Source organism: Micromonospora sp. HNM0581, from assembly GCF_012726175.1.
Lineage (GTDB): Bacteria > Actinomycetota > Actinomycetes > Mycobacteriales > Micromonosporaceae > Micromonospora.
This window is the reverse complement of the sequence record NZ_JAASAD010000002.1, coordinates 187805-211345: the sequence shown is the minus strand read 5'-3', so window position 1 is coordinate 211345 and position 23541 is coordinate 187805. Positions and strand designations below refer to the sequence as shown.

Annotated in this window: 21 protein-coding genes and 2 pseudogenes; 10 read left to right on the top strand and 13 right to left on the bottom strand. The window is 71.3% G+C overall.

The window, feature by feature from the left end; genetic code table 11:
* Positions 1–94 precede the first annotated feature (94 nt).
* Positions 95–937 carry a GNAT family N-acetyltransferase gene (locus HCA58_RS03885; RefSeq protein ID WP_169596353.1) on the top strand — a complete coding sequence of 281 codons (843 nt, stop codon included), beginning with the start codon at positions 95–97 and terminating at the stop codon, positions 935–937.
* Between the two features lie 43 nt (positions 938–980).
* Here the strand turns inward: HCA58_RS03885 and HCA58_RS03880 are convergent, their stop codons facing one another.
* The 5 genes from HCA58_RS03880 to trpC are packed head-to-tail and all read right to left on the bottom strand — an operon-like array spanning position 981 to position 6302.
* A complete protein-coding gene (locus tag HCA58_RS03880) occupies positions 981–2186 on the bottom strand; it encodes an NAD(P)/FAD-dependent oxidoreductase (protein WP_169596352.1) in 1206 nt (401 codons plus the stop codon).
* 14 nt (positions 2187–2200) lie between these two features.
* On the bottom strand, positions 2201–3340 hold the full coding sequence (gene lgt / locus HCA58_RS03875; protein ID WP_169596351.1) for a prolipoprotein diacylglyceryl transferase: 1140 nt from the start codon (positions 3338–3340) through the stop codon (positions 2201–2203).
* Positions 3341–3375: 35 nt separating this feature from the next.
* Entirely contained in the window at positions 3376–4215 is an 840-nt protein-coding gene (trpA, locus tag HCA58_RS03870; RefSeq protein ID WP_169596350.1) for a tryptophan synthase subunit alpha, read from the bottom strand.
* On the bottom strand, positions 4212–5456 hold the full coding sequence (trpB, locus tag HCA58_RS03865; protein WP_169596349.1) for a tryptophan synthase subunit beta: 1245 nt from the start codon (positions 5454–5456) through the stop codon (positions 4212–4214). Before trpB ends, trpA begins: the two co-directional genes overlap by 4 nt.
* Before the next feature lie 42 nt (positions 5457–5498).
* On the bottom strand, positions 5499–6302 hold the full coding sequence (gene trpC / locus HCA58_RS03860; RefSeq protein WP_346775875.1) for an indole-3-glycerol phosphate synthase TrpC: 804 nt from the start codon (positions 6300–6302) through the stop codon (positions 5499–5501).
* Between the two features lie 441 nt (positions 6303–6743).
* On the opposite strand from trpC, the gene HCA58_RS03855 reads away from it, so the two are divergent.
* A complete protein-coding gene (locus HCA58_RS03855; RefSeq protein WP_169596347.1) occupies positions 6744–6995 on the top strand; it encodes a hypothetical protein in 252 nt (83 codons plus the stop codon).
* A 132-nt stretch (positions 6996–7127) separates the two neighbouring features.
* Here the strand turns inward: HCA58_RS03855 and HCA58_RS03850 are convergent, their stop codons facing one another.
* The 4 genes and pseudogenes from HCA58_RS03850 to HCA58_RS23960 all read right to left on the bottom strand — a co-directional run.
* Positions 7128–7709 (bottom strand): Trp biosynthesis-associated membrane protein, encoded by a 582-nt coding sequence (locus tag HCA58_RS03850; RefSeq protein ID WP_169596346.1) that lies wholly within the window; start codon positions 7707–7709, stop codon positions 7128–7130.
* Positions 7710–7725: 16 nt separating this feature from the next.
* The gene (locus tag HCA58_RS03845) at positions 7726–9291 is read right to left on the bottom strand and encodes an anthranilate synthase component I (protein ID WP_169596345.1); all 1566 of its coding nucleotides are present in this window, start codon (positions 9289–9291) and stop codon (positions 7726–7728) included.
* On the bottom strand, positions 9288–9716 hold the full coding sequence (gene hisI / locus HCA58_RS23320; RefSeq protein ID WP_346775874.1) for a phosphoribosyl-AMP cyclohydrolase: 429 nt from the start codon (positions 9714–9716) through the stop codon (positions 9288–9290). The genes HCA58_RS03845 and hisI overlap by 4 nt, the downstream gene beginning before the upstream one ends.
* A 180-nt stretch (positions 9717–9896) precedes the next feature.
* Positions 9897–10220 (bottom strand): annotated as a pseudogene (locus HCA58_RS23960) (phosphoribosyl-AMP cyclohydrolase); the annotation flags it as partial.
* A 605-nt stretch (positions 10221–10825) separates the two neighbouring features.
* Here HCA58_RS23960 and HCA58_RS03835 point away from each other — a divergent pair.
* From HCA58_RS03835 to HCA58_RS03825, 3 genes are read left to right on the top strand one after another with little or no spacing between them, the layout of a single operon-like run.
* The gene (locus HCA58_RS03835) at positions 10826–11560 is read left to right on the top strand and encodes an ABC transporter ATP-binding protein (RefSeq protein ID WP_169596343.1); all 735 of its coding nucleotides are present in this window, start codon (positions 10826–10828) and stop codon (positions 11558–11560) included.
* A complete protein-coding gene (locus HCA58_RS03830; RefSeq protein WP_169596342.1) occupies positions 11557–12312 on the top strand; it encodes an ABC transporter permease in 756 nt (251 codons plus the stop codon). The genes HCA58_RS03835 and HCA58_RS03830 overlap by 4 nt, the downstream gene beginning before the upstream one ends.
* A gap of 26 nt (positions 12313–12338) precedes the next feature.
* Positions 12339–12935, top strand: a complete 597-nt coding sequence (locus tag HCA58_RS03825) for a TetR family transcriptional regulator (protein WP_169596341.1) — start codon at positions 12339–12341, stop codon at positions 12933–12935.
* A gap of 22 nt (positions 12936–12957) precedes the next feature.
* On the opposite strand, the pseudogene HCA58_RS23955 reads toward HCA58_RS03825, so the two are convergent.
* From HCA58_RS23955 to HCA58_RS03810, 3 genes and pseudogenes are all read right to left on the bottom strand, one after another.
* Positions 12958–13136: pseudogene (locus tag HCA58_RS23955) on the bottom strand (DUF2470 domain-containing protein); the annotation flags it as partial.
* A gap of 38 nt (positions 13137–13174) precedes the next feature.
* Complete coding sequence (locus HCA58_RS03815) at positions 13175–14950, bottom strand: ABC transporter ATP-binding protein (RefSeq protein WP_169596624.1); 1776 nt, start codon at positions 14948–14950, stop codon at positions 13175–13177.
* A gap of 32 nt (positions 14951–14982) precedes the next feature.
* Positions 14983–16851, bottom strand: a complete 1869-nt coding sequence (locus HCA58_RS03810; protein WP_169596340.1) for an ABC transporter ATP-binding protein — start codon at positions 16849–16851, stop codon at positions 14983–14985.
* Between the two features lie 162 nt (positions 16852–17013).
* Here HCA58_RS03810 and HCA58_RS03805 point away from each other — a divergent pair, with 162 nt between their 5' ends.
* From HCA58_RS03805 to HCA58_RS03795, 3 genes are all read left to right on the top strand, one after another.
* Positions 17014–17643: a TIGR03085 family metal-binding protein gene (locus tag HCA58_RS03805; RefSeq protein WP_169596339.1), complete on the top strand. Its 630-nt coding sequence runs from the start codon at positions 17014–17016 to the stop codon at positions 17641–17643.
* 122 nt (positions 17644–17765) lie between these two features.
* The gene (locus tag HCA58_RS03800; protein ID WP_169596338.1) at positions 17766–18704 is read left to right on the top strand and encodes a terpene synthase; all 939 of its coding nucleotides are present in this window, start codon (positions 17766–17768) and stop codon (positions 18702–18704) included.
* Positions 18705–18844: 140 nt separating this feature from the next.
* Positions 18845–20665, top strand: coding sequence for a long-chain fatty acid--CoA ligase (locus HCA58_RS03795; protein WP_169596337.1), 1821 nt, complete (start codon positions 18845–18847; stop codon positions 20663–20665).
* 93 nt (positions 20666–20758) lie between these two features.
* On the opposite strand, the gene HCA58_RS03790 is transcribed toward HCA58_RS03795, so the two are convergent.
* Entirely contained in the window at positions 20759–22216 is a 1458-nt protein-coding gene (locus HCA58_RS03790) for a PLP-dependent aminotransferase family protein (protein ID WP_169596623.1), read from the bottom strand.
* Positions 22217–22274: 58 nt separating this feature from the next.
* Here HCA58_RS03790 and HCA58_RS03785 point away from each other — a divergent pair, with 58 nt between their 5' ends.
* Both HCA58_RS03785 and HCA58_RS03780 read left to right on the top strand, forming a co-directional pair.
* Entirely contained in the window at positions 22275–22928 is a 654-nt protein-coding gene (locus HCA58_RS03785; protein ID WP_169596336.1) for a hypothetical protein, read from the top strand.
* A 143-nt stretch (positions 22929–23071) separates the two neighbouring features.
* Positions 23072–23533 (top strand): hypothetical protein, encoded by a 462-nt coding sequence (locus HCA58_RS03780; RefSeq protein ID WP_169596335.1) that lies wholly within the window; start codon positions 23072–23074, stop codon positions 23531–23533.
* Positions 23534–23541: the final 8 nt, after the last annotated feature.

The following is a 23541-nucleotide window of genomic DNA, read 5'->3' as shown; positions in this document are numbered from 1 at the left end:
GTATCGGACTATTGAGTCTACGTTAGGGCCCGGCACGCAAGGCCAGTGCAGATTGATCACACCGTCCAGAGTCTGGGACAGGTAGTCTCGCGCCGTGGATTCCACCCGTAGCGACCTCCTCGACCGCTTGGAAGGGTTCTACGACGCGGTGCCCCGGGACGCGGCCCGAGTGGAAAATCATGGCGCTCTGGTGCTATTTGTCCGCGATGGTGCTGGTTGGCCGTTCTATGCCCGGCCACAACGGCACTGCGCCACGACGCCGACCCTCGCCGACCTGACGACGGTGCGGACCCGCCAGCGGGAACTGGGCCTACCGGAGGCATTCGAGTGGTTGCACGAGATCACGCCCGCGCTGCTCGCAGTGGCACGGTCAGCCGGCCTGTCGGTGACCGAGGCACCGCTGATGGTGCTCGACCCGGCCGCCCTGCCGAATCCGGCCACCCTGGGCGTGCCGGTACGGTTACTCGATCCCACCGACGAGGACTTCGACACGGCCGTGGCCGCCCGTCGGGCCGTTGCGGCGGTCGGATTCGCCGCACCCGGCACCGAGCGGGGCGAGGCCGGGCCCGCCGAACGCGACGCCGTTACGTTCGGGTTGGACGCCTCGGCCGTCGACGAGGAACGGTCCCGCATCGCCGACGGCAGCCGCCTGTCCGCGTTGGCAGGTACCGCGACGCAGGGCCCACTGGCCAGCGGCATGGCCATGCGGGTCGACGACGTCGCCGAGATCGCCGGGGTGGCCACGCTTCCCGCCGCCCGCCGCCAGGGTCTCGGCGCGGCGGTCACCGCCGCCCTGGCCCGCGCCCTGCTGGACACCGGCACCGACCTGGTCTTCCTCTCCGCCGGCAGCGAGGAGACCGCCCGGGTCTACCTGCGTGTCGGCTTCCGTCGCATCGGCACCGCGTGCCTGGCGTACCCCCGCCCGATACTCGGTTGAACATGTTCTGGCGACATTCCGAAGATCAGGAACGGCCGCCAGATCATGACCGGCGCGACGGGTCGGGTGGGGTTGGCGGGTGCCACTGGGCAGCGATGGTGGCGGCGGTGCCGAGCAGGCGAGGAGTGATGGTACCGAGGGCGGCGTCGCGGGCACGCAGGGCCAGGCGACCCCGGGTACGCAGCACAGCGGACATCCGCCGGGTCTGCCGGACCACGGCCGCCGCACGCGGGCGCCGCGCCCGGTCGTAGGCCACCACCGCGTCGGGCAGGGTCGACTCGCGCAACAACGCAGCGAGAGTCGCGGCGTCCTCGAACGCCAGGCAGGCACCCTGCCCGAGATGCGGCGGCATGGCGTGAGCGGCATCGCCGAGCAGCACCACCCCGCCCGGCCCGACCGGGAAGCCGAAGGCCCGGGGTAGCGGACGCAACTCCCGGATCTCCCGCTGCACCAGGTCGGCTGGCTCGGTCGCGGCCAGCAGTTCGTCGACCGGCGCGGGCCAGCCGGCGAACCAGCGACGCAACAGCGCCAGTTGCGTCTGCGGCGGCTCGGGTCGGGCGGCACCCGCCGCGGTGGCCATCCAGTAGACACCGCCCCGGCTCGACGCCCCGGAGGAACCCCGCTCGCCCAGCGAGGCAGAGACGAACCGGTAACCGGCACCGAGAATCTCACCACCCACCGGATCGGTCAGGCTCGGCGCGCGGTACCAGGGAATCACCGCACGCCAGGCGGCGCAGCCGGAACTGACCACCTCCGAGGAGGGGGCGAGCTGGCGACGGATCACGCTGTCCACGCCGTCGGCGGCGACCACCAGATCCGCCTCGTACGTGTGCCGACCGTCACCGACAGCCGGTCGAACACCGGCGGCGACGCGTACCGTCCGCACCGTCACCCCGGTCCGCAACTCGACCCGCTCGCCCAGACCCGCGATCAGCGCGTCGTGCAGGTCCTCGCGGTGCACCACCATCGGGACGCGCTCGCGCGGCGTCGGCCGCGGCTGCACCAGCCAGTGACCGTCCGGACGACGTACGCCGCCGTCGGGCAGGGTGGTGGCGATGGCGTCCAGACCGGCGCCGAGCCCCAGGGCTCGCAGCGCCCGGACCCCGTTGGGCCAGAGCACCACGGCGGCCCGCTCTGGACGGATCCGGTCGGCCCGTTCCAGGACGGTGACCTGCCAGCCCGATCGGGCCAACGCACCGGAAACCGCCAGGCCGCCCAGCCCGCCGCCGACCACCACCGCGGTCCGCATGACCGTTCCCGGCCTCAGTTGTCCGGATCGGCGGAACGCGCAGCAGTGGACCCCGCCGCCGTGCCGTCGGCGGATGAACCCGACCCCGATCCGGTCTCCGCGGCGGGCGGTGCACCGTCGCCGGACGGCTCCCCCGCCGCCGGTGGCACCTCGCCGCTGCGGCGCCAGTGTGCGAACTGCTCCTCGCTGACCACCCGGTAGCCCTCGGGGGCCGCCGGCTCGGTGGAGGCACCCTCGGCAGACAGGTCCAGCTGCGAGACGTCGGAGGTGGCCGGCGACGTGGCGGCGACGGTCGGAGCACCGACCGGGATCAGGTACTCCCGCGGCCCGCGTACCCGCAGGAAGTAGATGAGAGCGCCGAGGAACACCAACGCGGCCGTCCAGACGTTCAGCCGTACGCCGAGAATCGTGTTCGCATCGTCGGTACGCATCATCTCGATCCAGAACCGGCCGGCGGTGTAGCCCATCACGTAGAGGGCGAAGGCACGGCCACGGCCGAGTCGCAGCTTACGGTCGAGGAAGAAGACCATCGCGGCGACGCCGACGTTCCAGAGCAACTCGTAGGCGAAGGTCGGGTGGTACAGACCCTCCTCCAGGATCGGTCGGCCGGCCTCGTCGCGCAGCGCCTGCCCACCGTCCATCCGGTGGATCTCCAGCCCCCAGGGCAGATCGGTCCGCCCGCCGTAGAGCTCGTTGTTGAACCAGTTGCCGAGCCGGCCGACCGCCTGGGCCAGCGGCAGACCCGGCGCGAGTGCGTCGGCGACCACCGCGAACGGGATACCCAACTGGCGGGCCGCGATCCAGGCCCCGACCGCACCACCGGCGACCGCTCCCCAGATGCCCAAACCGCCCTCATGGACCCAGAAGATCTTGAACCAGTCCCCGCCGGTGCCGAAGTACTTCTCCGGTGAGGTGATCACGTGGTAGATCCGGGCGCCGATGATGCCCGCCGGCACCGCCCAGACGGCGATGTCGAGCACCGCTCCAGGGGCGACGCCACGTTGACGTAGCCGCCGCTCGGTGACCCAGCAGGCCACCACGATGCCGGCGAGGATGCACAACGCGTACGCCCGGATGGGAATCGGTCCGAGCTGCCACACGGCGTCGCTCGGGCTGGGGATGGCGGCCAGGGTGGTCGGCGAGGCGAGACTCACGGGTGCACACGCTACCGCTGTGGACCCCTCCGGCGTCACCCCGGTCGGCCGCCGGCGCCCCTGGGCAACCCGTGACGGACACCCTCGGCGAGTTCGGTGCTGAGGTCGCGCAGGGCGGTCAGGGCTTCCGCGTCGTCGGGGGTGTCGAGCAGGCAGCGAATCAACGCACTGCCGACGATCACCGCGTCGGCGTACCCGGCGACCGTGGCGGCCTGCTCGCCGGTACCCACGCCCAACCCGACACCGACCGGCAGGTCGGTGATCTCGCGTACCCGTGACACGAGCACCGGCGCCGCCTGCGAGGTCTGCGATCGGGCACCGGTGACACCCATGATCGCGGTGGCGTAGACGAAGCCCCGACAGTGCCCAGCCGTCATCGCCAGCCGCTCGTCGGTGGACGAGGGCGCGACCAGGAAGGTGCGGTCCAGCCCGTGCGCGTCCGAGGCGGCCAACCAGTCACCGGCCTCCTCGGGGATCAGGTCGGGTGTGATCAACCCGGTGCCGCCGGCCGCGGCGAGGTCACGGGCGAACGCGTCGACCCCGTACCGCTCGATCGGGTTCCAGTAGGTCATCGTCACCACGGGGGCCCCGGTCGCGGCCACCGCCTCGACGATGCGCAGCGTGTCCCGGGTGCGTACCCCGCCGGCCAGGGCGATGTCGCTGGCACGCTGGATCACCGGGCCGTCCATCACCGGGTCGGAGTACGGGATCTCCACCTCGATCACGTCGACGCCCGCGTCGACCATCGCCTTCATCGCGGCGATGCTGCCCTCGACGGTGGGAAACCCGGCAGGCATGCAGCCGACCAGCAAGGCCCTGCCGTCCACCCGGGCCTTGTCGAAGGCCCCCCCGATCCGGCTGGTCCGCTCGCTCATGGCCTCTCCTTGTCGAGGATGCCGAAGTACTCGCCGGCGGTGTGCACGTCCTTGTCGCCCCGGCCGGAGAGATTGACCAGGATCGTGGGCTGCCGGCCCAGCTCGGCGGCGAGCTTCGGCGCGACGGCCAGGGTGCCGGCCAGGGCGTGCGCGCTCTCGATCGCGGGGATGATCCCCTCGGTACGGCAGAGCAGCTCGAACGCGGACATCGCCTCGTCGTCGGTAACCGGCTGGTAGGTGGCCCGGCCGGTGTCGTGCAGCCAGGCGTGCTCCGGGCCGACACCCGGGTAGTCCAGACCGGCGGAGATCGAGTGCGACTCCTGTGTCTGACCGTCGGCGTCCTGAAGCACGAAGGTGCGGGTGCCGTGCAGGACGCCGGTGGAGCCGCCGGTGATGCTGGCCGCGTGCCGGCCGGTGCCCACCCCGTCACCGCCGGCCTCGAAGCCGTACAGCCGCACCTGCGGATCGCCGGTGAAGGCGTGGAAGATGCCGAGTGCGTTCGAGCCGCCGCCGACGCAGGCGGTCACCGCGTCGGGTAGCGCACCGATCTGGTCGAGGCACTGCGTCCGCGCCTCGTCGCCGATGCCCCGGACGAAATCACGAACCAACGCGGGGAAGGGGTGCGGGCCGGCGGCGGTGCCGATCAGGTAGTGGGTCTCGTCGACGTTCGCGACCCAGTCCCGCATCGCCTCGTTCATCGCGTCCTTGAGGGTGCGCGAACCGGTGGTCACCGGTACGACGGTCGCGCCGAGCATCCGCATCCGGGCCACGTTGAGAGCCTGCCGCTCGGTGTCGACCTGGCCCATGTAGACCACGCACTCAAGATCGAACAGGGCGGCGGCGGTGGCGGCGGCCACTCCGTGCTGGCCGGCACCGGTCTCGGCGATCACCCGCCGCTTGCCCATCCGGCGGGTCAGCAACGCCTGACCCAGCACGTTACGCACCTTGTGCGCGCCGGTGTGGTTGAGATCCTCGCGCTTGAGCAGCACCCGGGCGCCGGCCCGCTCGGAGAACCGACGGGCCTCGTACAACAGCGACGGGGTGCCCGCGTAGTCGCGCGACAGTCCGGCGAACTCTGCCAGGAACGACTCGTCGGCCATCGCCGCGCGGTGCGCCGACGCCAGCTCGTCGAGCGCGGCGACAAGCGCCTCTGGTACGAACCGACCGCCGAACGGACCGTAGTGGCCGGCGGCGTCGGGCAACTGCGCCGGCACGTCGGCGTTCGTGGCGTCAGCACTCATCGCTCATCCTCTCGCTCACAACCGGCCCGTGGGCGGCGCGGATCAGCGCACCGGGCGGGGCGTCGCCGGGTGGTTGCCGGCGTTCACCAGCTCGGCCACCGCCTCCCGGGGGCTCTTCTGGGTGACCAGCCCCTCACCGACCAGGACGGCGTCGGCGCCGGCCGAGGCGTACCGGATCAGGTCGTGTGGGCCGCGCACGCCCGATTCCGCGATCTTGACGACGTTGCTCGGCAGGCCGGGCGCGATTCGCTCGAACACCGACCGGTCGACCTGAAGGGTACGCAGATCACGGGCGTTGACCCCGATGACCTGGGCACCGGCTTCCATGGCCCGGTCGGTCTCCTCCTCGTCGTGCACCTCGACAAGCGCGGTCATGCCCAGCGACTCGATCCGCTCCAGCAGGCCGACCAGTACGTTCTGCTCGAGCGCGGCCACGATCAGCAGTACCAGGTCCGCGCCGTGCGCGCGGGCCTCGTGCACCTGGTAGCTGGAGATCACGAAGTCCTTGCGCAGCACCGGGATGTTCACTGCGGCCCGGACGGCGGCCAGGTCGTCGAGTGACCCGCCGAACCAACGCCCCTCGGTGAGCACGCTGATCGCACGGGCGCCGCCGGCCGCGTACTCACCGGCCAGGTCGGCCGGGTCGGCGATCTCGGCCAGTTTCCCCTTGGACGGTGAGGCACGTTTCACCTCGGCGATGACGGCCACGCCGGGCCGGCGCAGGGCCGCGTACGCGTCAAGTGGCGGCGGCGCCGCGGCGGCCAGTTCCCGGATCCGCTCCAGCGGAACCTGCTCCTGCCGGCGGGCCACGTCCTCCCGGACGCCGGTCAGGATCTCGTCGAGCACGCTGCCGGTCGTCGCCGGGCCGGGCTCGTCCCCTTCCGCGTGCGCATGTTCAGCAGTCACCAACGGACTCCCCTCTCCGGGTGTCATGGGCCGATGCTAGGGGGCCCCACCTGGACCCGACCGCCGGGGGTATGGCGCTCCTCACGAATTGGGCTGCGGCATAATGGCCGACTTGTGCGCACAGATCGTGACTCTGGGTCACGAGATTATCGACGTCCGCCCATCTAATGGTCGCCCGGCGGCCTGTCGGGGGATCAGCGATCCGATCACCGCGATGCTGTGACCAAGCTCAAGAGCCCGTTCCCTGCGCCGGTCAGACCCGCTACCGCAGAGTTGACGGAGCGGTCATCAGCACGAAACCCGAGCCGAGCAGCATCAGGCTCGGGCACACTCGATGACACGCCTGCCTCACCACCACGACGATCTCTCCCCGGGGTGATCATGAGTACCTCCGCGCCGCACCGGACCATCGGACTCACCACCATCTCGCGCACCGTCGCGGCGCTCGCCGTCGGCGTCGTCCACACGGTGGAACGGGCCGTGGTCGGGCCGGACCGGGTGCGGACCGCCTCCGGTAACGCATGGGCGGCCATCTGCGCCGACCGGGCCCGAGCCGACCAGCGCGCCGAACTGGACCGTCTCATCGCGGAGCTCACCGCCGCCCGGGCGCGTGCCCGGCAACCGGTCGGCTGACCACGCCGTCCGCCCGCCACCTGCTGGGCGACTCGTGCGGGCACCTGCTGGGCGACAAGTGCCCGTCGCCCGTGCGTGGGCTCATCGGCCCGGCCCGCTCGGCAACGTCGGATCATCCGCGAGCCGCACTCCTCAGTGGGCCGTCGGGTCCTCGCCCCGGTCCAACGCCTCCCACGCCTCGACGGTGCCGGCACCGACGATCGGACCGCCGCCACCGGCCGACTGGGCCGGTCGACGCTCGTAGCGGGTACCCATCGCCGGCCAACGGTGGCCGCGCAGCAGAGTCAACGCACCACCGGCCGCGGTCAGGATCCCGCCGAGCAGCACGAGCGCCGGCCACGCCCAGGTCACCAGGTCACCGAGGTTGCCGAGGAGTCCGTACCCACCACCGGCGGCGAGGGTCAGGCCGAGAATGACCAACAGGCCGCCGAGCACCCGACGCACCCGCCCCCGGGTGGCCAGAACCGCGCCGCCGCCGGCCAGCCCGACGAGGGACAGAGCCGGCAGCCACGCAAGCAGTTGCCCTCCGGTGCGTCCCTCCTCCACCAACGGCAAGAGCTCGGCCCGGTCGGCGACGTCGACCACCCACGTGCGGGTCACCGCCCACAACGCCAACCCCGCGCCAGCCAGGCAGAGCAGCACGGCGTACGCCAACTCGCGCCGGCCCGGCGCCGACCGCGCACCCGCGCCCCCCGGGCCCACCCTCGCGCTCACCGGGCCAGCCTGCCGCTCACCGGGCCAACCGGAGGGTTCCCGCGGCGGCGATCGCCGCCAGCACCGCAGCGGCCTTGTCACGGGTCTCCTGATCCTCCGCAGTCGGATCGGAGTCGGCCACCACACCCGCACCGGCCTGCACGTACGCACGACCGGCGCGCAGCAGCGCGGTACGGATCGCGATGGCCATGTCGAGATCGCCAGCGAAACCGAAGTAACCCACCGTCCCGCCGTAGAGGCCCCGGCGGACCGGCTCCAACTCCTCGATGATCTCCATGGCGCGTACCTTCGGCGCGCCGGAGAGCGTGCCCGCCGGGAAGGTCGCGGCGAGCGCGTCGAAGGCGGTCCGGTCCGGCCGCAGCGTGCCGACCACCGTGGAGACGATGTGCATCACGTGGCTGTACCGCTCGACGGCGGCGAACTGCGGCACCTCGACCGTCCCCGGACGGCAGACCCGGCCCAGATCGTTGCGTCCCAGGTCGACGAGCATCACGTGCTCGGCACGCTCCTTCGGATCGGCGAGCAGCTCGGCGGCGAGCCGGGCATCGGCCTGCGGGGTCGCGCCACGCGGACGGGTGCCGGCGATCGGATGCAGCAACGCCCGCCGCTCCCCGTCCACCTCGCCGGTCACCTTCAGGTGCGCCTCGGGTGACGACCCGACGATGTCGAAATCGTCGAAGCGCAGCAGGTACATGTAGGGGCTGGGGTTGGTGGTGCGCAGGACCCGGTAGACGTCCAGCGGATCGGCGTCGGTCTCCCGCTCGAACCGCTGGGCGAGCACGACCTGGAAACACTCGCCGGCCCGAATCGCTTCCTTGGCCGCCTCCACCGCCTTCGGGTATCCGCCGTCGACGGTACGGCTGCGCACCTCGCCAGCCGGCGGGTCGGCAACCGTGGCGACCATCGGCGGGATCGGCCGCGACAGAGCCGTGGTCATCGCGTCCAAGCGGCCCACCGCGTGGTGATAGGCGGCGACGACCAGCTCGTCGCGGCCCGGCTCGTCCAGGGGTGGCAGGACAGCGTTGGCGACCAGGATCGCCGACCCGTCGAAATGGTCGAGCACCACCAGGTCGGTGGCGAGCATCATGCCGAACTCGGGCAGTCGCAGGTCGTCCTCGGTGATCGCGGGCAGCCGCTCGAAGCGGCGGATCAGGTCGTAGCCGAGATAGCCGACCATGCCTCCGGTCAGTGGGGGCGTCCCGTCGCCCGGCGCACCGGGCGGGCCGGCAAGCGCCGCCACCGTCGCCCGCAGCACCTCGACCGGGTCACCGGTCGTCGGCAGTCCGGCCGGCGGCACCCCGAGCCAGGCTGCGACGCCGTCCCGCTCGACGAGCGTGGCACTGCTGCGCACCCCGACGAAGGAGTACCGGGACCAGGCCAGGCCGGACGGACCGACACCCTGCTCGGCTGATTCCAGCAGGAACGTCCCCGGGCCACCGGCGAGCTTGCGGTACACGCCCACCGGGGTCTCCGCGTCGGCGAGCAACCGGCGGGTGACCGGCACCACCCGCCACCTGGTGGCCAGCTCGGCGAAGGTGGCTGCGTCCGGGCTCACCCGACCGTCACTCCGCCCGCCACTCATGACACCACCTCGCCGGTTACCGGCAGCTCGGTGAAGAAGCAGGTGCGCTGCCCGGTGTGACAGGCGGCGCCGACTTGGTCGACACTCACCAGCACCGCGTCACCGTCGCAGTCGAGTGCGACGGAGCGTACGTACTGGTGGTGACCGGAGGTCGCGCCCTTCACCCAGTACTCGCGCCGGCTGCGCGACCAGTAGGTCGCCCGCCCGGTGGTCAACGTGCGGTGCAGCGCCTCGTCGTCCATCCAGGCCATCATCAGCACCTCACCGCTGTCGTGTTGGCGGACCACGGCGGCGACCAGGCCCTCGGGCGTACGCCGGAGCCGGGCGGCGATAGCCGGATCGAGCCGTGACGATCGCGGTGAATCGACCGCGGACTCCGGCTGGTCAGGGTGGGCGCCGGTCACCGGCGCGTCAGGTACGGGCACAGTGACCGATTGTCCCGCACGCGGCGTCGGTACCCCAGCGGGCTCCCGACTGCCGGACGGCGCCCCGCCGCCGGGCCGGCCCAACTGGTCCACGTATCGGTCCAGACGCCCGTCGACCAGTGCGTCGACGAGATCCGGACCGGCTGCCCGGGCGATCTCGGCGCCGTAGGGGCGGATCAGTGGCAGGGTGCCGGTCACCAGACGAGCCGCCGCCTCCCACAGCTGAAGGGTCGAGCCGGGCCGCAGGCCGAGGCAGCGCAGCATGTCCTCCCGGTAGCCGGCGGGCGCCACCGGCAGGTCGAGCGCAGCGGAGAAGGCCGACCGGCGGGAGACCACCCGAACCCACGGGTTCGCCAGCCGCAGCACCGACGGGCAGAGCCGGGCCAGGTCGGCGGCGGCCAGCCGGGCACCGAGTGCGTCGCCGGTGTCCCGGGCCGCGGCCAGCTTTCCGAGCGTGGCGATCAGTTCCTCCAGTCGTGGCTCGTCGGCCGGCTGGCAGAGCACCGGCAGGTCGATCCGGTGCCGCCAGTACGGGTCGGCCCAGAGCAGCCGGGTGGGGGCCGTCACCGGCAGGCCGAAAGCCCATTCGGCCGGCTCACCCAGCCGGATCACCCAGGAGCGGATGTCCCGGGCCGCGACCGACACGTGGGTCAGCCGACCGGAGTGCTCCGCGAGGTACGCCCGGCGGGCCGCGTACGGAGCACCACCGAGCAACACGTCGAGGTCGACGTCGCTGTGTGCCGTGGCGGCTCGGCGAGCGTGGCTGCCGCGCAGCAGGATACCCACCACGGGCCGGTCGGCGCTCGCCCGCAGTCGCGCGGCCCAGTCGTCGAAGAACCCACTGTCCGGTGACGGAGCGTGATCCACTGCGCCATCGTGCCGTACGTCCGATCAGTGTGCAATGCCCGGTGACGGACCTGCCGTCCGATCTGATGCCGCGTGACCGTGCTAATGGCGTTACGACCGAAGGGGGCGTTTCGCGCCGGCAGCCGGGCGGCACTCCAGCCGTCCTGCCTGCCTCGACGCACCGGCCGATGTGGGGCCTTGCCGGAGCGACCACATTTCACCTACCGTTGATTTCAACAGAAGGTGAATTGGGGAGGTGGGCGATGGAAGACGCGATCGCCGTACGAGGGCTGGTCGTGGACCGGGGCGGACGGCGGGTGCTGCACGGCATCGACGCCACGGTGCCGCGCGGCTCGGTCACCGGCCTGCTCGGACCGAGCGGCAGCGGCAAGACCACGCTCCTGCGCGCGGTCGTGGGCGTGCAGGAGATCTCCGCCGGCACCGTGACGGTGCTCGGAGCCCCGGCCGGCTCGCCGCCCCTACGCCGCCGGGTCGGCTATCTGACCCAGGCGCCGAGCGTCTACGCCGACCTGACGTTGCGGGAGAACGCCCACTACTTCGCCGCACTGCACGGCCGCGACCGGGCGGCGGCCGATGCCGCAGTGGCCGACGTCGGACTGGCCTCGGCGGCGGGCCAACTGGTGGGCACCCTCTCCGGCGGGCAGCGCAGCCGGGCATCGCTGGCCTGCGCACTCGTCGGCGAACCCGAACTGATCGTGCTCGACGAGCCCACCGTCGGCCAGGACCCGGTGCTGCGAGCCGACCTCTGGGACCGATTCCACACGCTGGCCGCGACCGGGACGACCCTGCTGGTGTCGAGCCACGTCATGGACGAGGCGGCCCGGTGCGACCGGTTGCTACTCATCCGCGAGGGACGGCTCATCGCCGACGACACGCCAGCGGCGATCCGGGCCACCGCCGGAGTGGACGACCTCGACGAGGCGTTCCTGCGACTGATCAGAGCGACCCAGCCCGACCAGCCCGGGGAGACTCGATGAATCCGCGCATCCTGACCGCCACGGTCACGCGAATCCTGCAGCAGCTACGCCACGACCGGCGGACCATCGCGCTGCTGGTGGCGGTACCCGCCGTCCTGCTCAGCCTGGTCTACTACATGTACGCCGACCAGCCCACGGCACCCGGGCAGCCGTCGAGCTTCGACCGGATCGCGCTGGTGATGCTCGGCTTCTTCCCGTTCATCGTCATGTTCCTGGTGACCAGCATCGCGATGCTGCGCGAGCGCACCACCGGCACGTTGGAACGGCTGCTCACCACACCGCTGGCCAAGACGGACCTGCTCTTCGGGTACGGGATCGCCTTCGGGTTGGCCGGTACGGTGCAGGCCACCGTCACCTCAGCCGTCGCCTACTGGTTCTTCGGCCTCCAGACGGCCGGCAGCAGCGCACTGGTCATCATGATCGCCGCGCTGAACGCGGTGCTCGCCGTCGCGCTCGGACTGCTCTGCAGCGCCTTCGCCCGCACCGAGTTCCAGGCCGTACAGTTCATGCCGGTCGTGGTCGCTCCACAGCTGCTGCTCTGCGGGCTGTTCGTGCCCCGCGACGAGATGGCCGGCTGGTTGCAGGCGGCAAGTGACGTGTTGCCCCTGTCGTACGCCGTCGAGGCCCTGCAGGAGGTGGGCGCCCACCCGGAACCGACCGGCACGATGTGGCGGGACGTGGCTGTGGTAGCTGGAGCAGCGGTGCTGGCGCTGATGCTGGCGGCGGCCACCCTACGCCGACGGAGCGGCTGAGATCGCCGACGAAGTAAGGGAGAGCGATGGTGCGGCGCAGCGGACGGCGACCCGGCAACCCCGGCACCCGGGACACCATCCTCGACGCGGCCCGGTCCGTTTTCGCCGAACGTGGTTTCGACGCCAGCACCATCCGGACCATCGCCGCCGCCGCCGGGGTCGACCCGGCACTGGTGCACCACTACTTCGGCACCAAGGAACAACTCTTCCTGGCCGCCATGCGCTTTCCGGTGAACCCGGGGGAACTGCTGCCGACGGTGCTCGCCGGTGACCGTGCCGCCCTCGGCGAACGGCTGGTCCGGATGTTCCTCACGGTGTGGGACTCGCCGGCCGGTGCCGCCGGGGTGGCCCTGCTGCGTTCCGCCGTCAGCAGTGAGTGGACCGCCCGGCTGCTGCGCGAGTTCCTCACCACCCAGGTGCTGCGCCGCGTCCTCGATCACCTGGACATCGAACCGGCCGAGGTGCCGCTACGCGGCTCGCTGGTAGCCAGCCAACTCGTCGGGTTGGCGCTGATGCGCTACGTGATCCGGCTGGAGCCGGTCGCCTCCACCCCGCCGGAGACCCTGGTCGCCACGGTCGGCCCGACCGTGCACCGATATCTCACCGGCGAACTCCCCGGTTGAACGCCGGATCAGCCGGCACTGAATCGATGCGGCGCAGGTCGCCGGCCCGGTGCCAACGCGTCTCGGCCACCTCGAAGCGGAACAGCCGGAAGCGGGTGCCGTCATCGAGCAGATCGCCGGTGGTTCCGCGGCTGCGAAGTCCACCGCCGCCGTTCGCGCCTCGTCGCCGCCCAGCGGGCGCACCCGACCGGAGACCAGGCTCATCTGACCTGGAGGATGTGGCATCGGCCCGTCGGCATCTACCGGGTCTGCTCAAGCCATGAGGCGTAGAGCAGGCCGTACACCGAATCCGGGTCGCGGATCAGCTCGTCGTGCGGACCACGCTGCACGACCCGCCCCCGGTCCACCACGATCACCTCGTCGGCGTTCTGCGCCGTCGACAGTCGGTGGGCGATCGCCAAGGTGGTGCGGCCCCGGGTCACCGCGTCCAGTGTCCGCTGCAACCGCACCTCGGTAGCCGGGTCCACCGCGCTCGTCGCCTCGTCGAGCACCAGCAGATCCGGATCGGCCACGTACGCACGGGCCAACGCCACCAACTGGCGCTCCCCCACACTCAACGCCTCGCCACGCTCACCCACCCCGGTGGCCAGCCCGGCGGGCAGCCCCTCCAGCCAGTCGACCAGACCCAGCTCGGCGAAGGCGGCGGCGAGCTGCTCGTCGGTCAGCTCCGGACGGGCGAACCGGACGTTGTCGGCCACCGAGGCGTCGAACAGGAAGCCGTCCTGCGGAACCATCACCACCCGGGAGCGCAGCGAGTCGAAACGCACCTCGGTCAGCGGCAACCCCGACAGCAGCACAGCCCCTGCCGTCGGATCCATCAACCGAGTCACCAACTTGGCGAAGGTGGTCTTGCCGCTGCCGGTCTCACCCACCACCGCCACCCGACTCTTCGCCGGGATCTCCAAGCTAATGTCATGCAGCACCGTCGAACCGCCCGGATAGGCGAACCGCACCCCAGCGAAGCGGATGTCCAGCGGCCCGGTGGGCAGTTCCCGACCCTGCGGCCCGGGATCCGCCACATCCGGGGCGACGTCCAGCACGTCGAGCACCCGCCGCCAACCGGCGATCGCGTTCTGTGCCTCGTTGAGCACCTCGGTGGCGATCTGCACCGGCTGGATAAAGAGGGTCACCAGGAACAGGAACGCGGTGATCTCACCGATGCTCAGCGTCCGGTCGGCACCGAGAAACACCCCGAGCACCACCACCCCGGCCAACGCCAGGCCGGCGGCCAACTCACCGACCGAGCTGCCGAGAATACTGATCCGGATCGCCTTCTGCTGGGCCCGCCGCTGACCGTCGATCGCCTCGTCCAGCCGCCGGGCGGTGCGTCCCGCGATGCCGTACGCCCGGATCACCGGGGCGCCGACGACGCTCTCCCCGACTGCGGCCAACAGGGCGCCGGTGCGCTGCCGGACCACCCCGTACGCCGCAGCGAGCCGGCGTTGGAGCAGCCGGATGACCAGCACCGCCGGCCCGAAGGCGGCGAAGACCACAAGCGTCAGCTGCCACGAGTACGCCAGCATCACCGCCGTGGTGACCGCCAGCTGACCCAGATTGACGAGCAGGATCACCCCGCCCCACTGGAGGAACTGGGTGATCTGGTCGACGTCGCTGGTGACCCGGGAGACCAGCGAGCCGCGTCGCTCCGACTGCTGGTGCAACATCGACAGGTCGTGTACGTGCCGGAAGGCCCGTACCCGTACCCCGGCCAGCGCCGTCTCGCTCACCGTGAACAGTCGACGCATCATCAGATAGCCACAGGTCGTGGTCACCACGAGCACCGCCGCGGTGACCGACACCACCACGAACAACGCGTCCAGGTTCAGCCCGTCGACGATGCCCCGGTCGATGCCCTGCTGCACCGCCACCGGCACCGCCACCCGGCCGACCATGTACACGAGCGCCAGACCGAGAGTGCCGGCCAGCCCGACCCGCAGTTCCGGGGAGAGCGCCAGCCCCCGCCGCAGCGTCCGCCATGTCGACTCGGCAGGCTCCGGTGCTTCGTCGACCCGCACTGCTCGCACACTCACCGGGTCGCCCTTCGCACTCACCGGTCCACCTCCAGTCCGGAGGTCATCGGGGTGACCTCGTCGTGCGTGCGCTGCCGGTCATGGTCGACCTCGGCCTGCTCGTAGGCGGTGACGAGATCGGCGTAACCCGCGACGGTGGCCAGTAGCGTGCGGTGGGTGCCCCGCGCCACCACCCGGCCCTGCTCCAGGTAGATGACCTCGTCGGCGAGGGCGATGGTCGCCCGCCGGTAGGCCACCACCAGGATCGACGCGCCCGGGCCGCCGCCAGCCGACGAGCGCAGCCCGGCCAGGATGGCAGCCTCCACCCGGGGGTCGACGGCGCTTGTCGCGTCGTCGAGCACCAGTAGGCGGGGACGGCCCGCCAACGCCCGGGCGAGGGTGAGTCGTTGCCGCTGGCCGCCGGAGAGGGAGGTGCCCCGCTCGCCGACCATGGTGTCCAGCCCGTCGGGCAGCGCGGCGACGAATCCGTCGGCCTCGGCCAGCCGCAGCGCGGCCCAGACGGCCTCGTCGTCCACGCCGGGGCGGTCGAGCGCGACGTTGGCCCGCACGGTGTCGTCGAAGACGAACGGCACCTGGGCCACAAGCGCGGCGGTACCGGCGAGCACGTCCGCCGCCAGGTCGCGGACATCCACTCCGTCGATGCTCACGGTGCCCGACCGGGGATCGACGAGCCGGACCGCCAGCGCGGTGACTGTCGACTTGCCGGCGCCGGTCGGCCCGACCAGGGCGACTGTCTTCCCCGCCGGCACGGTGAACGAGACCTCACCCAGCACCTCGGTGCCGGGTAGGTGCGCCTCGGCGGCTTCGTAGCGATATCCTACGTCGGCGAAGGTGAGCGTGGCCGGTGCCGCACCGGACGGGTCGGGCCGGACGTCGCCGTACGGCATTTCGCCGGTGGCGTCGAGCACCCGGCGGATCCGGTCCCAACCGGCGACGCTGCGCGGCAACTCGGCGAGCACCCAGCCGATGGCCCGCACGGGGAAAGCCAGCACGGTGAACAGGAACGCCACGCTCACCAGCTCCGACACCTCGATGGCGCCCTGACGCAGCCGGTACGCGCCGACCACGAGCACCGCGAGGGTGCCGAGACTCGGCAGCGTCTCCAGCATCGGGTCGAAGACGCCACGCAGCCGACCGACCGAGATCAGCGCGTCGCGCAGCTGGCCGGCCCGGGCCGCGAAGCGGGCGGTCTCCTGAGACTCCCGCCCCATCGTCTTGACCACCAGGGCACCGTCGAAGCTCTCGTGCGCGATGCCGCTGACCTCGGCGCGTAGCCGCTGCGCCTGCGCCTGACGCGGCGCCATCCGACGGGAGTACGCCACGTTGAGCGCGAACAGGGCCGGAAAGACAGCCAGCCCGACCAACGCCAGCGCCCAGTCCACGGCGAACAGTGAGGCAACCGCCCCGACCAGCATCACGAGCGTGCCCACCGCGAAGGGCAGCGGCGCGATCGGCTGCCAGGCGGCCTCGACATCCGAGTTGGCATTCGACAGCAGTGTGCCGGTCGCGTTGCGCTGGTGCCACGCGAGCGGCAGTTCGAGGTAGCGGCGGGTGACCCGACGACGGTAGGCGGCCTGTAGGCGGAACTGCATGTAACCGGCGCCGAGCCGCCGGCCGAAGATGCCGACCACCCGCAGCACGCTCAGCCCGAGCAGTGCCGCGGCAGCCAGCGCCAGCGTGCCCTTCGCCACCGAACCGCTCTCCACGGCCGGTACCACCACATCACCGACCACCGCGCCGACCACGAACGCACTGGCCACCACCATCACGCCGAACAGCACGCTCCCGGACACCGCGACCGCGAAGATCCTCGGTTGTTCCCGGATGGCCAGCCCGAGGACGGTCAGCCCGCGACCGAGCACGTCCCGACTAGTCCCGCTCGCCACATTCTCCCCCGCCGTAAGCCACCACAATCCTCTCTCATCCTTACCGCTGCGGGCCCGGTACGCCGACCCGGGGCAATATGTCCGACGTCACCCCGTGGGCCGTTTCCACCGCGCGGCACGCTCGACACGCGACCTCGCCCGCATCGGCCTACGATCACTGTCATGCCGCGGTACGCCCGATCGGAGCGCGAGGCGCTCACCGAGCTGATGTCCACCCTGGGCCCCGACGCCCCCACTCTCAACGAGGGCTGGACGATCCGTGATCTCGCCGCACACCTGGTGGTCCGGGAGCGCCGCCCGGACGCCGCGGCCGGCATCGTCGTCCCGCCTCTGCACGGGTACGGCGAACGGGTGCGGCGTCAGGCTGCCGCCCTCGACTGGACCGAGTTGCTCGGTCAGGTGCGGCGCCCACCGCTGTGGAGCCCGATGAGCAACCCGCTGGCCGACGAGCTGACGAACACGTTGGAGTTCTTCATCCACCACGAGGACGTACGTCGGGCCCGAACCGACTGGCAGCCCCGTGAACTGCCGGTGGGGTTGGAGCAGGCGTTGTGGCGCAGGGTGTCGATGCTTGGCCGGCTGGCCCTGCGCCGCTTCCCCGCCCAGTTGCTGGTGCAGGCCCCCGGCCACGGCGAGGTGACCACCGGCCGTGGCGGCGAACCGCTCCGGCTGGTCGGCACGCCCGGTGAGCTGGCCCTGTTCCTGTCCGGGCGGCAACGCGCGGCGCGGGTTCAGCTCGACGGTGGCCCGGCCCTGGTCGACCGGCTTCGTACCGCCGGCCTGGGACTGTAACGCTCTGCGCAGAACGGGTCGCCGCCAAATCCGAAACGTTATTCGACGCATCGACCGACCGCCTTCGGGCCTCCCGTACGCTGTCCGCGCCGCCTCGTGGGGGGGCGGCGACAGGGAGCGCGATGCGAAGCTTTGTGGTCTCGGCCCTGCGAGAGCCTCCGTTCATCGGCGTCCGGCACGGCGACACCGAGAGCGTGGCCCGGGAAAGTACGGGTTGGGCACAGGATCTTGGCTTGATCAGTAACGGGCAACGGCTGCGTCGCGCGGATGCTGCCGGGCTGGCCGGGCGGGCCTGCCCGTACGTTCCCCGGGAACGCCTGCGCCTGCTGGCCGACCTGATTTCCTGGCTGTTCGTGATGGACGACGCCTGCGACGAGGACGGACTCGGCGACCAGCCCGCCCGTCTCGCGCCGACCGTGGCCGCGCTGCTGGACGTGCTGGACCGTCAGGGCGCACCCGGTCCGGTGCCGCCCGGAGCCGCCGGGACGCTGGCGCTCGGCCTGGCCGACCTGTGTCAACGCATCCGCGGGCACCGGCGTCCCGCCGCGCTGCTGCGGTTCGTCGCCGGGATGCGGGACTACCTGCTCGCGCTGCTGTGGGAGGCGGCGAACCGGGAGCACGAGCGTGTCCCACCGGTCGACGAGTACGTCCAGATGCGCCGGTACACGGGTGCCGTGTACCCTAGCCTCACCCTCACCGACCTGGTGATTGACGGCTTTCCGTCAGCCGTACGTCGCGCCGACCCGGACTGGGCTGCCCTGGAGACCCTGGCCGCCGACCTGATTTGCTGGTGCAACGACGTCTTCTCCTACCGCAAGGAGCATCACGGAGGGCCTGACGCGCACAACCTGATCACGGTACTGGCCAGGGAGACCGGCGACGAGTCGACGGCGCTGCGGGTAGCTACCGACCGGTTCAACGAACGACTCGGGGCGTACCTGGCGGCCGAGACCGATCTGTTGGCCGCCCACGGCGACGCGGTACGCCCGGCGCTCGACACCCGGCGGAACTGGATCCGGGCCACCTACGACTGGTCACGAGCGGCAGCGCGCTACGCCTGAGCCGGTGGTGCCGTTCGTCGGGAGCAGGCCGGTCGATGATCGTTAGGGCTAGCCGATGCCCGGGGGCAGGCAATACCCTTCGGTAACGAACACCGACCGTGACGTCCGTCACGCCTCCACCCCCGAAGGCGGCTACAGCGATGGCTCTCGATGTACCGTACAGCTCCATCCCTGACATGTTCCTCAAGCGCGTGGCAGCGTCCCCCGACCGTCACGCTTTCGCTCACCCCGGGCCGACCGGGCCGGTCTGGCTGACCTGGGCACAGGTCGCGCAGCGGGCCAAGGCGGTCGCCGCCGGCCTGCACGACCTCGGCGTCGGCCAGGAGGACCGGGTCGCCATCCTGGCAAACACCCGGCTCGAGTGGGTGATCGCCGACTTCGGCATCATGTGCGCCAGCGGGGCCACGACCACGGTCTACCCGACCACAGAACCTGAGGACGCCACCTACATCATCTCCGACTCCGGCTCCAGCGTGCTGTTCGCGGAGGACCCGGACCAGGCGGCGAAGATCGCCGGCGCTGCACTACCCGCGCTCACCCACGTGATCCTCTTCGACGGCGCCCCAGACCCGACCGCGACCGTTCCCCAACTGACCCTCGCCCAGTTGGAGGAGCAGGGCAACCGGCGGCTGGCCGAGGAGCCGGAGCTGATCGAACGTCTGGTCGCCGACATCGGCCCGGATCATCTGGCCACCCTGATCTACACCTCCGGCACCACCGGCCGCCCCAAGGGCGTCGAGTTGCTGCACGGCGGCTGGTGCTGGGAAGGTGTGGCCCAGGAGGCGGTCGGGCTGCTCCGCGTAGACGACCTGCAGTATCTCTGGCTGCCGCTGTCCCACTCGTTCGGCAAGACGCTGCTCTGCGGCGCCACGCACGTCGGCCTGCCCACGTACGTGGACGGCCGGGTCGACAAGCTCGTCGAGTTGCTCTCGGTGGTCCGCCCGACATTGATGTGTGGCGCACCCCGGGTCTACGAGAAGGTCTACAACAAATCGGTCACCACCGCTCAGGACGCCGGTGGAGCGAAGGCCAAGATCTTTGCCTGGGCGGTGGAGGTCGGCAAAGAGAAGGTCGCCCTGGAGCAGGCCGGTAAGCCGGTGCCGGGTGGGTTGAAGTTCAAGTACGCTCTTGCCGAGAAGTTGGTCTTCAGCAAGCTCCAGGCCCGTCTCGGCGGCCGGATCCGGGTACTGGTCTCCGGTGCCGCCCCGCTCAGCCCGGAGATCGCCACCTTCTTCGCCGCCGCGAACCTGCCGATCTCCGAGGGCTACGGACTGACCGAGACCAGCGCCGGCAACTTCGTCAACCCGCCCGACGGGCTGCGTATCGGCACCGTCGGCAAGGCCATGGGCGACCTTGAGTGCCGCCTCGACACCGACGGCGAGGTCCTGGTCAAGGGGCGTCCGGTGATGCGGGGCTACCACAACCTGCCTGAGGAGACCGCCGCCGCCTTCACCGAGGACGGCTTCTTCCGTACCGGTGACATCGGCAGTCTCGACGACGACGGTTACCTACGCATCACCGACCGGAAGAAGGACCTGGTCAAGACCTCCGGCGGCAAGTACGTCGCACCGTCGTACATCGAGGGCATGTTCAAGGCCACCTGCCCGTACACCTCGCAGGCCGTGGTCATCGGCCAGGCACGCAACTACTGCACGATGCTCGTCACGCTGGACCCGGACGCCATCACCGGCTGGGCGGCCGGCACCCCGCTCGCGGGTCGCCCCTACGCCGAGATCGTCGCCTCCCCGGAGGCCGAGGCGATGGTGCAGGAATACGTCGCCCAGCTCAACCAGAAGCTGAACCGCTGGGAAACCATCAAGAAGGTCACGATCCTCCCGCGTGACCTGACCATCGAGGATGGTGAGATCACCCCGTCGCTGAAGATCAAGCGTCGCGGGGTGGAGAGCAACTTCTCCGACGAGATCGACAAGATGTACAACGGCTCGGTCGCCGAGATCTGACACCCACCGCGTCGGCCCCGCGCCCGCCCCTGTCCAGGGTGCGGGGCCGCCCCAGGTCGCACGATCACACCCGCCTCGACGGGGTCGCCCCGTTCAGGCGATGACGCTCGGCTCCTGCCAGCGGGACGACCCCGCCCGGTCCAGGTCGTAGCGAACCGCCGCGATCCGTCCGACAGCCTCGACCAGGTCGGTGACCGGCAGGGTGAACGGCAGCCGCAGGAAGCGCTCCAGCGTCCCGTCGAGGCCGAAGCGAGGGCCGGGCGCCAATCGCACACCAACCTCTTCGGCGGCCCGCGCCAAGGCGCTGGAGACCGGCCCGTCCAGCTCGGCCCAGAGCGTCACTCCGCCGCGCGGTGCGGTGACCCGCCACTCCGGCAGCCGGTCGGCCAGTGCGGCGAGCAACGCGTCCCGTTGCACTGCCAGCTGTGCCCGCCGGGCGGCCACGATGGCCGGCGCGGCGTCGAGGAGGTGCACCGCCACCAGTTGGTCGAGCACCGGGCTGGACATGTCGACACCCACCCGTGCCGCGGCGAGCCGCTGCACCAGTGGTGCCGAGGCGCGAATCCACCCGATCCGCAGCCCGCCCCAGAACGGCTTGCTCATGCCGCCGATGCTCACCACCCGGGAGTGCCTGTCGAAGCTCGCCGTCGGCGGGGGCAGGTCGGTCCCGTCCAGCGGCAGGTCCACGAACGACTCGTCGATCACCAGGTCGGTGCCGACCGCGTGGGCGGTGGCGACCAGCCGTTCCCTCAACTCGGCCGGCATGAGGTGCCCGGTCGGGTTCTGGAAGTCGGGAATCAGATAGCCGACCCGCGGTCGCACCTGCCGCAGGGTGCCCAGCAGCAGGTCCGCGTCCCAGCCGCCGGTGTCGGCGGCGAGTCCGTGCGTGGTGATCCGGGCCCGTCGGGCGTTCAGTGCCGCCAGCGCGTTCGGGTAGCTCGGCGACTCGACGAGCACCCCGCCGCCGGGTACGAGCGTCAACCGCAGCACCAGGTCCAGGGCGTGCTGTGTGCCGTTGGTGACCATGATCTGGTCGGGTGAGGTGGGTAACCCCCGCTCGGCGTACCGCTGGGCGACCGCCTCTCGCAGCTCGACGATCCCGATCGGGTGGTACCCGGCACCGTTGAGGTAGCGGGGCAGGTCCTCGGCCGCGGCGCGGGCTGCCGGCAGTAGCTCGGGTGGGGCGGCCAAGGCCGCGACCCCGAGGTCGAGCATGTCCCGGTCGTCCAGTGGAATCCAGAGCCCGTTCGGCGCCACCCGGTGCGTCCCCGGCAGCATCGTCCAGCTGCCGGCGCCTCGCCGGCTGGCCAGGTGTCCGCTGTCGCGCAGTTCGCGGTAGGCGGCCGTCACCGTGGTACGGCTGACCCGCAACGCTTCGGCCAGGTCCCGCTCGGCGGGCAGGCGGACGCCGAGGGGTAGCCGCCCGTCGGCGAGCAGACCGCGCACCGCACCGGCCAGCGCCGCATAGTCGGGGCTGCGTCGCCGGCCGGGCAGGGCGTGCCACTGCCCGAGCAGCCGCGCCAATTGGACCCCACGCACCTGACTTACCATGGCCACTCTCCCGATATTGGCTCTATCGAGCAGCCAACTGGCACCTAGAGTGGCATGCGTGGTACTAATTGGCAACCTCCGACACCGACCGACCCGACGGCTGACCCACCTGTTCGTCGGGCTCGTCCTCTACGGCTTCAGCATGGCGCTGATGATCCGCTCCGGGCTCGGCCTGAACCCATGGGACGTCTTCCACCAGGGTCTGTCCCGGCTCACCGGCCTGAGCATGGGCACCGTGGTCATCGCGGTGGGCGTGCTGGTGCTGCTGGCCTGGATCCCACTACGCCAGCGTCCTGGTCTCGGCACCCTGGCCAACGTGGTGGTGATCGGCCTGACGGTCGACGCGACCCTGGCCCTGCTGCCCCCCGGGGGCCCACTACCGCTGCGGATCGTCCTCCTGGTCGCCGGGATCGTCGGCAACGGTACGGCCACCGCGCTCTACCTCGGCGCCCGGCTCGGACCCGGCCCTCGGGACGGTCTGATGACCGGCCTGGCCGCCCGCCGACCCAGCTGGTCGCTACGCCTGGTCCGCACCGTCATCGAGGTCGGCGTGCTGGCCGTGGGCGCGGTGCTCGGCGGCACGGTCGGCATCGGCACCATCGCGTACGCGCTCACCATCGGACCGCTGGCCCAGCTGTTCCTACCGCTGTTCGATGTGGCCGAACCGGCCCCGCCGACCGTGGAACGAATCGAACCGGCCCCGGCCACCTGACAACCGGCCCGCGCCGACGACCCATACCGGATCGGGCTGCCCCCGTCCACCCGCAACGACCCTCGGCAATCATGACGCCACTCACGGTCTCAGCACAGTGGCCGGTGTTTTCCTGACACGGTGTCGCCCGGCAGAATCTCCGCATGGGGGACAACGCCTGGCGTCGCACCGACGCATGGATCTTCGTCTCGCTGGTGATCGCCAGCGGTGCCGGACGCCACCGACGCTCCACGACCACCCGCCGTCCAGAGGGAGTACGCCTCACCGACGTACTCTCCACGGCCGACCACCTCGACCGCAGCATTCCCGGACGGCACGACATCGAGGAGGCGATCCGCCGCCTACTCGGCGCCGGGCTCGTCGACGTCTCCGACGGCTGGTTCCGGATCACCCCGGACGGCGAGCACCTGTGGCGATCACGACCCAGCGCCGGGCTAGCCACCACGGTCGACACCGTGCAGGGCGTACTCAGCCGTCGACACACGCCGGGTACCGCAGACTGGCACCTCGACGAGCAGGAACACGCTGCCGCCGTGCAGGAATATCTCGTGCGGTCCATCCCGATGCCCCGACGCTCCCCCGAGGGACGCTCCGACCTCGGCTGACTCCCGGC

Excerpts from the sequence above, each read along its gene's own strand:
- HCA58_RS03845 (WP_169596345.1), bottom strand. The coding sequence starts at position 9,291 with ATGAGTGGCGGGCGGAGTGACGGTCGGGTGAGCCCGGACGCAGCCACC.
- trpA (WP_169596350.1), bottom strand. The coding sequence starts at position 4,215 with ATGAGCGAGCGGACCAGCCGGATCGGGGGGGCCTTCGACAAGGCCCGG.
- HCA58_RS03795 (WP_169596337.1), top strand. The coding sequence starts at position 18,845 with ATGGCTCTCGATGTACCGTACAGCTCCATCCCTGACATGTTCCTCAAG.
- HCA58_RS03835 (WP_169596343.1), top strand. The coding sequence starts at position 10,826 with ATGGAAGACGCGATCGCCGTACGAGGGCTGGTCGTGGACCGGGGCGGA.
- HCA58_RS03805 (WP_169596339.1), top strand. The coding sequence starts at position 17,014 with ATGCCGCGGTACGCCCGATCGGAGCGCGAGGCGCTCACCGAGCTGATG.
- HCA58_RS03780 (WP_169596335.1), top strand. The coding sequence starts at position 23,072 with ATGGGGGACAACGCCTGGCGTCGCACCGACGCATGGATCTTCGTCTCG.
- HCA58_RS03830 (WP_169596342.1), top strand. The coding sequence starts at position 11,557 with ATGAATCCGCGCATCCTGACCGCCACGGTCACGCGAATCCTGCAGCAG.
- HCA58_RS03855 (WP_169596347.1), top strand. The coding sequence starts at position 6,744 with ATGAGTACCTCCGCGCCGCACCGGACCATCGGACTCACCACCATCTCG.
- trpB (WP_169596349.1), bottom strand. The coding sequence starts at position 5,456 with ATGAGTGCTGACGCCACGAACGCCGACGTGCCGGCGCAGTTGCCCGAC.
- HCA58_RS03800 (WP_169596338.1), top strand. The coding sequence starts at position 17,766 with ATGCGAAGCTTTGTGGTCTCGGCCCTGCGAGAGCCTCCGTTCATCGGC.
- HCA58_RS03880 (WP_169596352.1), bottom strand. The coding sequence starts at position 2,186 with ATGCGGACCGCGGTGGTGGTCGGCGGCGGGCTGGGCGGCCTGGCGGTT.
- HCA58_RS03825 (WP_169596341.1), top strand. The coding sequence starts at position 12,339 with ATGGTGCGGCGCAGCGGACGGCGACCCGGCAACCCCGGCACCCGGGAC.
- HCA58_RS03790 (WP_169596623.1), bottom strand. The coding sequence starts at position 22,216 with ATGGTAAGTCAGGTGCGTGGGGTCCAATTGGCGCGGCTGCTCGGGCAG.